Below are 8,992 nucleotides of genomic sequence, written 5' to 3'. Positions count from 1 at the left end.
TGCGCTTGTCCGGGGCGCTGCGCTTGTCCGGGGCGCTGCGCTTGTCCGGGGCGCTGCGCTTGTCCGGGGCGCTGCGCTTGTCCGGGGCGCTGCGCTTGTCCGGGGCGCTGCGCCTGTTCGGTGGGCTGCGCCTGTTCGGTGGGCTGCGCCTGTTCGGTGGGCGGCGCTCGTTCCGTGGGCGGCGCTCGTTCCGTGGGCGGCGCTTGCTCGGCAGGCCGTGTGCCTGTCCGGTGGGTCGCCTGCTTGTTTCGGGTGGGCCCCGCACGACAACGGCCGCCACCCGAGTGGGATGGCGGCCGTTGACGGTCCCGTCAGCGTGCGAGGTCGCGCAACACCCCGACGATGTGGTCCTGATCCGATTCGGTCAGGCGATGGTGCAGCGGCAGGATCAGCGACTCCCGGGTGATCCGCTCGGTCACCGGCAGCGGCCCCGGCGTCACGTCCGCGTAGGCCGGCTCCAGATGCGCCGCCATGATGCCCCGCCGCGCCGAGACGCCCTTGGCGGCAAGCTCGGCGAGCACCTCGTCCCGGCTCACCGGGAAGCCGTCGAGCAGCACCCAGAACGACTGGTAGTTCGTCTGCCCGTAGGCCGGGTCGCGCACCGGGACCAGCCCGTCGACGCCGGCGAGCAGCTCCCGGTAGCGGGCCGCGAGTTCGCGGCGCTGCGCCACCAGCCCGGCCAGCTTGCCGAGCTGCACCAGGCCGACCGCCGCCTGGATGTCGGTCATCCGGTAGTTGTAGGCGGTCTCCAGGTACGCCTCCAGCACCGGCTGCTTCGACGCGTGCCGATCAGCCGCGGACACGTTCATGCCGTGTTCACGAAGCCGCCGCAGCCGGGCCGCCGCCTCCGCGTCATCGACCGTGACCATGCCGCCCTCACCGGTGGTGATGAGCTTGCGCGGGTGGAACGACCAGGCGGCGACCCGCGCGCCGGCACCGGCCGGGGCGCCGTAGGCCGTCGAACCCGCCGCGCAGGCCGCGTCCTCGACGAGGCCCACGCCCCACTCGTCGGCGGCCTTGCGCAGCGCGACGGTGTCGAACGGCACGCCACCCTGATGCACCGCGATGACCGCCCGCGTCCGCGGCGTGCGCACCGCGTCGACCGTCTCCACCGTCACGTTGCCGGTGGCCAGCTCGACGTCGGCGAAGACCGGGATGGCGCCCACGTAGCGGACCGCGTTGGCGGTCGCGATGAACGACAGCGACGGCACGACGACCTCGTCACCGGGCTTGATACCGAGCAGCACCAGCGCCAGGTGCAGCCCGGTCGTGCAGGACGACACCGCCACACCGTGACCGGCGCCGACCGCGGCCGCGAACTCCTGCTCGAACCGCGCGACCCGCGGGCCCTGGGCGACCCAGCCGGAGCGGACCGCCTCGGCGGCGGCCAGCGCCTCCTCCTCCCCGAGGTCGGGGATCATCACCGGGATCACTTGGACGACCGCCACCAGTCGACCAGACCCTGGAGACCTTCGGTGAGGGTGAGCTGCGGCTTCCACCCGAGTTTCCGCTCGGCCAGGGAGATGTCGGCCAGGCGGCGGGTGACGCCGTTGACCGCACGGGCGGGCCCGTGCTCCGGCGCCAGGTCCGACTTCATGACGGCGCTGAGCGCGGCCGCCAGCTCCTTGAGGCTGGTCTCCTCGTTGCTGGCGATGTTGAACACCTCGTCGGTGACGTCCGCCCGGGCGGCCAGGATGTTGGCGCGGGCGATGTCGGCCACGTGCACGAAGTCCATGGTGGCCAGGCCGTCGCCGAGGATCAGCGGGGGAGAGCCGGCCTCGATTCGCTCCATCCAGCGGATCAGCACCTCGGTGTAGAGACCGTGGATGTCCATCCGCGGCCCGTACACGTTGAAGTACCGCAGGGCCACGTAGTCCAGGTCCTTCATGGCCTTGAAGCTGCGCAGCATCGCCTCGTTGAACGCCTTCGCCGCCCCGTAGAACGTGTCGTTGTTGTACGGGTGGTGCCGCTCCGTGGTCGGGAACTGCTCGGCGAGCCCGTAGACCGACGCCGACGACGACGCGATCACCTTCTTCACGCCCGCGTCGGCGGCCGCCTCGATGACGTTGAAGGTGCCGTCGACGAGTACCTCGTTGGCGAGCCGGGGCTCCTCGGCACACTGGGTGATCCGGATCGCGGCCAGGTGGAACACCAGGTCCTGGCCCTCGGTGAGCGACCGCACCAGCGCCACGTCCCGGATGTCACCGTCGACCAGCTTCACCGGCCCGTTGTCCAGGGCCCACGCGAGGTTGTCGCGCCGTCCGCGGACGAAGTTGTCGAGAACGACGATCTCCGACGCGCCCCCGCGCACCAGTTCGTCGACGACGTGTGATCCGATCGTGCCCGCACCGCCGGTCACGAGAGCGCGGGCGCCCTCGATCTGTACCCCAGTCACCGCATGTGCCCTTCATCCAGCTTGATCATGGTTCCGCCCTCGGCCAGGCTGCGCGAGGCCGCCTGGAGGATCTCCAGCACCCGCAGCCCGGACCGGCCGTCGGTCAGTGCGGGAGTCCCGGTGGTGATGGCCCGCGCGTACTCGTCGACCATGGTTCGCAGCGCCTCCCGCTCGGTGAGCGCGGGCGCGACCATGTCGCCGGACCGGTACGACACGAGGATGTCCCTCCGCTGCTCGTCGCCGAGTTCCTCGGGGGAGGCCACGTCCACCCCGCGGTCGTAGATCGACAGCCGCTGGCTGGGGTTCAGGTCGTCCCACACCAGGGTCCGCTTCGACCCGCCGAAGATCGCGGTGCGCACCTTCACCGGGGACAGCCAGTTCACGTGGATGTGCGCGATCGCCCCGTTGCTGAGCTGCAACGTCAGATACGCCACGCAGGCCCGCCCGGCGCCGATCCCGTCCGCGCCGTGCGCCGCCACCGCGATCGGCCGGACCGCCGGCGGCAGCACGAAGTCGAGGATCGACAGGTCGTGCGGCGCCAGGTCCCACACCACGTCGATGTCCCGCTGCACCAGGCCCAGGTTGATCCGCACCGAGTCGAGGAAGTGCAGCTCACCCAGCTCGCCGGCGGCCAGCAGGTCGCGGATGCGCAGCACCGCCGGGGTGTAGCAGTACGTGTGGTCGCACATCAGGGTCAGCCCGCGCCGGTCGGCCTCCTCGACCAGCTGCCGGCCCTCCTCGAAGGTGGCCGCGAGCGGCTTCTCCACCAGGACGTGCTTGCCGGCGCGCAGTGCGGCCATGGCGACCGGCAGGTGGGTGCCGGCCGGGGTGGCGATGGCGACGGCCCGCACGGCCGGGTCCGCGAGCACCTCGTCGAGGTCGGCGGACACCCCGACGGTGGAGTAGCCGCCGAGCACCCGGTGGGCCCGGTCGACGTCGAGGTCGCAGAGCCACCGCAGGTGGAAGGCACTGCTGCCCTGGAAATTGCGGACGAGGTTGGGGCCCCAGTAGCCGGCCCCGATGACGGCCACACCGATCGGCTCGCCGGGCGCGTGAGAGGTCACAGGATTCCGTTCGTCGAAGTGGCGGGCGCGTCCGTCGGGAAAGCTATCTATCCCTTGTGGCTGGACGCCAGATCCGTGACGGATTTACGGCGGAGCCGGGGGCCGACCCGAACCCTTCGGCCGATCGGGGGACCCCTCAACGGGCCATATTGGACGGAAGCGTCGGCTTGCCGACAACGCTCGCGGGCACGGGCCTCTACCCTGTCCCGGTCCGATCACGAGGAAGGCTCACGATGACCGTCGCACCGACAGCCGATGTGGACGAGCGGGCCGAGATCGGCGCCGGCACCCGGATCTGGCACCTGGCCCAGATCCGTGAGGGCGCCACGATCGGCCGGGACTGCAACATCGGCCGCGGGGCGTACGTGGGTCCGGGCGTGGTCCTCGGCGACAACTGCAAACTCCAGAACCACGCCCTGGTCTACGAGCCGGCGCGGCTCGGCGACGGCGTGTTCGTCGGCCCGGCCGCGGTGCTGACCAACGACGAGTACCCGCGGGCGGTCACCCCGGACGGCCGGCTCAAGACCGGCGACGACTGGACGGCGGTCGGCGTCACCGTCGGCGCGGGCGCGTCGATCGGCGCGCGGGCCGTGTGCGTGGCGCCGGTGGCGGTGGGCCGGTGGGCGCTGGTCGCGGCCGGTGCCGTGGTCACCAAGGACGTCCCCGATTTCGCCCTGGTCGTCGGGGTGCCGGCACGCCGGGTGGGCTGGGTCGGCCGGGCCGGGCGCCCGCTGACCGCCGAGGACGACGGCGTCTGGGTGTGCCCGGAGACCGGCGAGAAGTACACCGAACACGACGGCGTCCTGACCCCACGATGAGGGTTCGGCCGGTTGCGGGGGCAGCCCCCGCAACCAGCCGGACCTCACCCCGCCAGCCGGTCCAGGCGGCGGGCCAGCACCCGCTCGGTCAGCGCGACCAGCACCGCCTTGACCGACTCCCGCTGACGGGCGTCACACTCCAGCATCGGCATGCTCTCCGCCACGCCGAGCGCGTCCCGCACCTCGGTCAGCTCGAAGCGGCGTGCCCCGTCGAAGGCGTTGACCCCGATGATGAACGGGATGTCGTGCTCCTCGAAGTAGTCGATCGCCGGGAAACAGTCCTCGATCCGGCGGGTGTCGACCAGCACGATCGCGCCGAGCGCACCGGTCACCAGGTCGTCCCAGAGAAACGCGAACCGGTCCTGCCCGGGCGTGCCGAACAGGTAGAGCAGCAGCGCCTCGTCCAGGGTGATCCGGCCGAAGTCGAGCGCCACCGTGGTGGTGGTCTTCGCGGCGACCGCCGAGGTGTCGTCCACCCCGATCGACTTCTCGGTCATCTCCGCCTCGGTGACCAGCGGCTCGATCTCCGAGATGGCGCTCACGAAGGTCGTCTTGCCGACCCCGAACCCGCCACTGATGACGATCTTGACGGCCATCGGCGAAGACGGCGCCATCGGGTTAGAGCGCCCGAACACGATCCCTGATCCTCTCGATCAACGCGGTGGTCAGTTCCCCGGGGGCCTCGCCGGCCCGGAGCAGCCCCTGGGTGAGCATGTCGGCGACGATCACCCGGACGACGCCCAACGGGGCGCCGAGCGCGGACGACAGGTCGGCGATCGACCGCGGCCGCTGGCACAGCTCGACGATCCGGCGCGACTCGAACCGCAGGGGCGCGGACAGGGCGGCCGGTTCGGCGTACAGCTGGGTCTCGATCCGCAGCCCGTCGTGCAGAGGCTGGGTGCGCCCGTTGGTGAGCATGAACGGGCGAACGAGCGGCTCCTCGGTCATCGGGGAAGATGCTGCCGCGATTCGGCGATCAGGGCCGGCGTCAGCAGGTCGCCGAACCGGTCCGCGAGCAGCGAGATCTCGTAACCGACCAGGCCCAGGTCGCTGTCCCCGCCGGCCACCACGCCCAGGCAGCTGCCACCGGGGATCACCGAGATCACCAGGAAGCCCCGGTGCATCTCGATCATGATCAGTTTCAGTCCCTCGAAGTCGTACCGGCGCGACGCGCTGCGGGCCAGGCTCGCCATGCTGGACACGATCGCGCCCAACTGGTCGGCCTCCGCCCGGCTCAGCCCCTCCGAACTGGCGATCAGCAGGCCGTCCGAGGAGACCGCCACCGCGTCGCGTACCCCGTCGGTCTGATGGACGAAGTTACCCAGCAACCAGTTGAACTGGTGCCGGTCAGCCGTCGCCTCGACGCTCATCAACAAGCTCCTCACTGACTGCGGCGCCGGTCCCGGCCGGCGCCGCGCTGGATGCCCGCGCGCAGGGCGGTCAGGCGGCTCCGGACCGCCTCCGGCGAATCCGGGACCGGGGCCGGCGGTTCCGGCCGCGGTGCCGGCGCCGGCTCGGTGCGTGGCCGCTGCGACCTCGGCGTACGCCGCCGCAGACCGTTCACGGTGTGCCCGTTGTCGGTATGGCTGGGGCGGCGCGGCGCGGGCACCGCCGGCCGCTGGTCGAGGATCACGTAGTCGACCTCCACGGCGTGCGGCCCCGGCTCCGGCGGGCGCAGGGAGGGCCAGTCGACCGGCGGCGCGGCCGTCTCAGGGCGGGCAGCGGTCCCGGGCCCGGCGAAGTCCTCCAGCGCGGCGGCGTTCTCCGGGACGGCGGCGGCGGGAAGGGCCGCGGCCGGGCTCACCGGCGCCGGCTCGTCGAGGGCCGCGGCACCGCCCAGCAGGCCCACCGGCAGCGACACCCGGGCCGTCACACCGGTCACTGCCGACCGGGCCAGTTGCACGTCGATACCCATCTCGGCGGCCAGCCGGCCGACCACGTAGTGACCGAGGAACCGGGCCGGGGCGGTGAGGAAGTCCCCCTCGCCGCGCAGCCGCCGGTTGGCCCGGTCCAGCTCGTCCTCGCTCATCCCGACACCCTGGTCGCAGATGGCGATCAGATAGCCGGCGTCGACCAGCCGGCCGTGGATCTCCACGTCCAGATCCGGCGGCGAGAACGCCAGCCCGTTCTCGATCAGCTCGGCCAGCATGTGCGCCAGGCCGCTGACCACCGAACCGGCGACCAGCGCCTCGTCCAGCCGCCGCAGCGACACCCGCCGGTACTCCTCCACCTCCGACACCGCCGCCCGGATCACATCGGTCAGCGGCAGCGGCCTCGACCACTGCCGGGGGCTGGCCGCCCCGACCAGGACGAGCAGGCTTTCCGCGTTGCGGCGCATGCGGGTGGCCAGGTGGTCCAGCTCGAACAGGTTGGCCAGGCCGGTGGGGCTGGACTCCTCCCGCTCCAGCTTGGTGATGAAGCCCAGTTGGCGGCGCAGCAGGTTCTGGTTGCGGCGGCCCAGGTTGGCCAGCGACTCGGCGGAGGCCCGGCGCAGCTCGGCCTGCTCGGTGGCCAGCGCGTACGCCGTGTCCTGCACCCGCTCGAACGCGTCCGCCACCCGGCGCATCTCGGCACTGGCGCGCTCGGCCACCCGCACCGGACCCGGCGGCCCGGTCGCCTCCCCGGCCGCGGTCCGGCGCACCGCCTCCGGCAGCCGTTCGCCGGCCAGCCGGTTCGCCTCGTTCGCCAGCTCGGCCAGGGGGCCGGCGACCGAGTGCGCGGCGATCGTACCCATGTAGACGGCGATCCCGACGCAGATCAGGACCACCGCGGCGAGGCCGGCCAACCGCAGGTTCGCCTCGTCGAGCAGCACCTCGGCGCGGGCCCGCAACGCGGCGCCGATGCTCTGCGCCAGCTCCGACATGTCGTCGAGGACGGTGGACATGGCGGCCCAGTAGCCCTGCGGATCGACCCGCAGCGTCTGCCCGTCGCCGGAACGCAGCGCACGCGCCTCCAGCTGCGCCGCCCGCTGGGCCTGCGCGGTGCCGAACAACCGGTCCTTCGCGGCGAGCGCCTCCGGGGTGGCGTACTCCTCGAACTCGGCGATGGCGGCGTTCAGGTCGGCGCGCAACTGCACGTAGCGGAGGTACTCGCCCTCCCGGAAACCGCCGGCCGAGAACACCCCGTTCAGGAAGGCCCGCTGCTGGGAGGTGGCCTCCTTGGCCAGGTTCAGCATGGCCAGCGACTCGGAGCCCAGCCGCATCGTGGTGTCGGCCGCGTTGTCCAGCGCGAAGTAGACCTCACGCAGTTCCTCGACGACCTCGTTGTACTCCTCGAAGACCTCGCCCCGCTCGGCGGTGCCGCCGTCCACCTCGTCACGGATCCCGGCCAGCACCCCGGTCTGCTCCAGCGCCTCGGTCACCTGGCCGTCCAGGTCACCGCCCTCGGCGACGATCCGCCGTACCGAGGCCACCTGCTCGTCGACCCGCTGCCGTGCCGCCACGATCTCGGCACGGAAGCCCTCGTTGCCGGCGAGCAGCCCGAGGGTCACGCCACGCTCGTCCTGCACCTGCTGGGAGATCGCCTGCATCGCCAGATCCAGGGTGATCGCCCGGTCGGTGCGTGCCGCCAGCCGGTAGGTGCCGAACTCCTCCGCCACCACGACCGAGAGCAGCAACAGCATGGCCGCGACCGGGAGGGCCAGCATCCGTACGATGCGCCCGCGGATCGTGTGCCCGCCCTTTCCCATGCCGCCTCCGCCGCGCTTCGTCGCCTGCCGTGACGCCGCACAGAATCGACGGATGCCAACATGAGGTCAACACCCCGAACGAGCGACGCTGTGCGTTTCGCCCGCTGGCGGAGCGTGCCCGAACGGGGCCGGTCCTACGAACGAGTGGCGCCGCCCGCGCCGCTGATCACTCCTCGCAGAGCTGATTGTTCGCGGCCAGCCCCAGCACGGTGACCAAGCCGTCGTCGATGGTGATGGAGTAGTGGGCCATCCTGTTGCCGGGCGTGTCGGCGACTCCGTTGCCCTCGGTCGCCTGGTCGTCGACGGAGAAGCGGAAATCCGGGTAGGCCTTCATCACCGCCTTGTAGCCGCTCCCCAGCCGGATCCCCTGCGGTGTGCTGATCTTCCCGTAGGCGTAGATGTTCGACAGCCCCACCCCGTTCGGCGTGAAATAGACGCCGCCCTTGCCGTCGGCGCCGGCCTTGAAATCCGCGACGCCGCAGTTGTGCAGATAGTTCTCGACGTGGTACCCGGTGATCAATCCGGTCGCCTCGGCCTCCGCCACGGTCATACCCAGTTCGATCTTTCCCATCCCGTTCGGTCCCAGCACCAGCGCCGTCGCCGAACTCTTCGACGTCCGCGGCGTCGGGGACGAGGACGCCGACGCAGACGACGAGACGGACGGCGAGGCCGAAGCCGTGGCGGACACCGACGGCGAGGTGGACAGGACCCCGTCCGGAGCGGCGGCCCCGCCGACCCGCTCCACACCCTGTGCACAGCCACCGGCCACAACAGCCGTCACCACGATCGCCGTAGCCAGCCGTACCTTACGCATCACACGTTCCTCATTCTCTGAAGTCCCGCAACCTTCGACTCTCGTTGCGATGCGCGTTCACCCACCCCGGTTCTCCACACGAGGTGACGAAAAAATAACAACCGATCTCCGGTACGGGCTGAGCCGCCCTCAACCGCACCACCGGCGAACCCGGAGCACCCCGCGACGCGCTGCCCACTCCAGCAGGCGACGCGCCCGCCGGGCTGATCCGGT

General features: G+C 71.6%; 10 protein-coding genes. 1 reads left to right on the top strand and 9 read right to left on the bottom strand.

From position 1 onward, the window contains the following. The 4 genes from AB0I88_RS24300 to AB0I88_RS24285 all read right to left on the bottom strand — a co-directional run. The coding region (locus AB0I88_RS24300; RefSeq protein ID WP_361028678.1) for a hypothetical protein at positions 1 to 280 on the bottom strand (280 nt) is incomplete at its 3' end. Between the two features lie 31 nt (positions 281 to 311). Beyond that, the gene (locus tag AB0I88_RS24295; protein WP_361028675.1) at positions 312 to 1,448 is read right to left on the bottom strand and encodes a DegT/DnrJ/EryC1/StrS family aminotransferase; all 1,137 of its coding nucleotides are present in this window, start codon (positions 1,446 to 1,448) and stop codon (positions 312 to 314) included. Next, positions 1,430 to 2,395 carry an NAD-dependent epimerase/dehydratase family protein gene (locus AB0I88_RS24290; RefSeq protein WP_361028672.1) on the bottom strand — a complete coding sequence of 322 codons (966 nt, stop codon included), beginning with the start codon at positions 2,393 to 2,395 and terminating at the stop codon, positions 1,430 to 1,432. The genes AB0I88_RS24295 and AB0I88_RS24290 overlap by 19 nt, the downstream gene beginning before the upstream one ends. Then, a complete protein-coding gene (locus tag AB0I88_RS24285; RefSeq protein ID WP_361028669.1) occupies positions 2,392 to 3,459 on the bottom strand; it encodes a Gfo/Idh/MocA family oxidoreductase in 1,068 nt (355 codons plus the stop codon). Before AB0I88_RS24285 ends, AB0I88_RS24290 begins: the two co-directional genes overlap by 4 nt. A 233-nt stretch (positions 3,460 to 3,692) precedes the next feature. Here AB0I88_RS24285 and AB0I88_RS24280 point away from each other — a divergent pair, with 233 nt between their 5' ends. Next, positions 3,693 to 4,277, top strand: a complete 585-nt coding sequence (locus tag AB0I88_RS24280; RefSeq protein ID WP_361028666.1) for an acyltransferase — start codon at positions 3,693 to 3,695, stop codon at positions 4,275 to 4,277. 44 nt (positions 4,278 to 4,321) lie between these two features. Here the strand turns inward: AB0I88_RS24280 and AB0I88_RS24275 are convergent, their stop codons facing one another. The 5 genes from AB0I88_RS24275 to AB0I88_RS24255 all read right to left on the bottom strand — a co-directional run bounded on the left by AB0I88_RS24275 (position 4,322) and on the right by AB0I88_RS24255 (position 8,779). Then, positions 4,322 to 4,891, bottom strand: a complete 570-nt coding sequence (locus AB0I88_RS24275) for an ATP/GTP-binding protein (protein ID WP_361028760.1) — start codon at positions 4,889 to 4,891, stop codon at positions 4,322 to 4,324. A gap of 4 nt (positions 4,892 to 4,895) precedes the next feature. After that, positions 4,896 to 5,225, bottom strand: a complete 330-nt coding sequence (locus AB0I88_RS24270) for a DUF742 domain-containing protein (RefSeq protein WP_361028663.1) — start codon at positions 5,223 to 5,225, stop codon at positions 4,896 to 4,898. After that, positions 5,222 to 5,647, bottom strand: a complete 426-nt coding sequence (locus AB0I88_RS24265; protein WP_361028660.1) for a roadblock/LC7 domain-containing protein — start codon at positions 5,645 to 5,647, stop codon at positions 5,222 to 5,224. The genes AB0I88_RS24270 and AB0I88_RS24265 overlap by 4 nt, the downstream gene beginning before the upstream one ends. 11 nt (positions 5,648 to 5,658) lie before the next feature. Beyond that, positions 5,659 to 7,965, bottom strand: a complete 2,307-nt coding sequence (locus AB0I88_RS24260) for a nitrate- and nitrite sensing domain-containing protein (RefSeq protein WP_361028657.1) — start codon at positions 7,963 to 7,965, stop codon at positions 5,659 to 5,661. A 166-nt stretch (positions 7,966 to 8,131) separates the two neighbouring features. Beyond that, positions 8,132 to 8,779 (bottom strand): hypothetical protein, encoded by a 648-nt coding sequence (locus AB0I88_RS24255; RefSeq protein WP_361028654.1) that lies wholly within the window; start codon positions 8,777 to 8,779, stop codon positions 8,132 to 8,134. Positions 8,780 to 8,992: the final 213 nt, after the last annotated feature.

This window comes from Actinoplanes sp. NPDC049802 (assembly GCF_040656595.1).
GTDB lineage: Bacteria > Actinomycetota > Actinomycetes > Mycobacteriales > Micromonosporaceae > Actinoplanes.
Note: the sequence above shows the minus strand (reverse complement) of the source record. Positions and strands in the feature narration are given on the sequence as shown.

Bases quoted from the DNA above. Each gene is read 5' to 3' on its own strand.
- AB0I88_RS24280 (WP_361028666.1), top strand. From the start codon at position 3,693: ATGACCGTCGCACCGACAGCCGATGTGGACGAGCGGGCCGAGATCGGC.
- AB0I88_RS24275 (WP_361028760.1), bottom strand. From the start codon at position 4,891: ATGGCGCCGTCTTCGCCGATGGCCGTCAAGATCGTCATCAGTGGCGGG.
- AB0I88_RS24270 (WP_361028663.1), bottom strand. From the start codon at position 5,225: ATGACCGAGGAGCCGCTCGTTCGCCCGTTCATGCTCACCAACGGGCGC.
- AB0I88_RS24265 (WP_361028660.1), bottom strand. From the start codon at position 5,647: ATGAGCGTCGAGGCGACGGCTGACCGGCACCAGTTCAACTGGTTGCTG.
- AB0I88_RS24260 (WP_361028657.1), bottom strand. From the start codon at position 7,965: ATGGGAAAGGGCGGGCACACGATCCGCGGGCGCATCGTACGGATGCTG.
- AB0I88_RS24255 (WP_361028654.1), bottom strand. From the start codon at position 8,779: ATGCGTAAGGTACGGCTGGCTACGGCGATCGTGGTGACGGCTGTTGTG.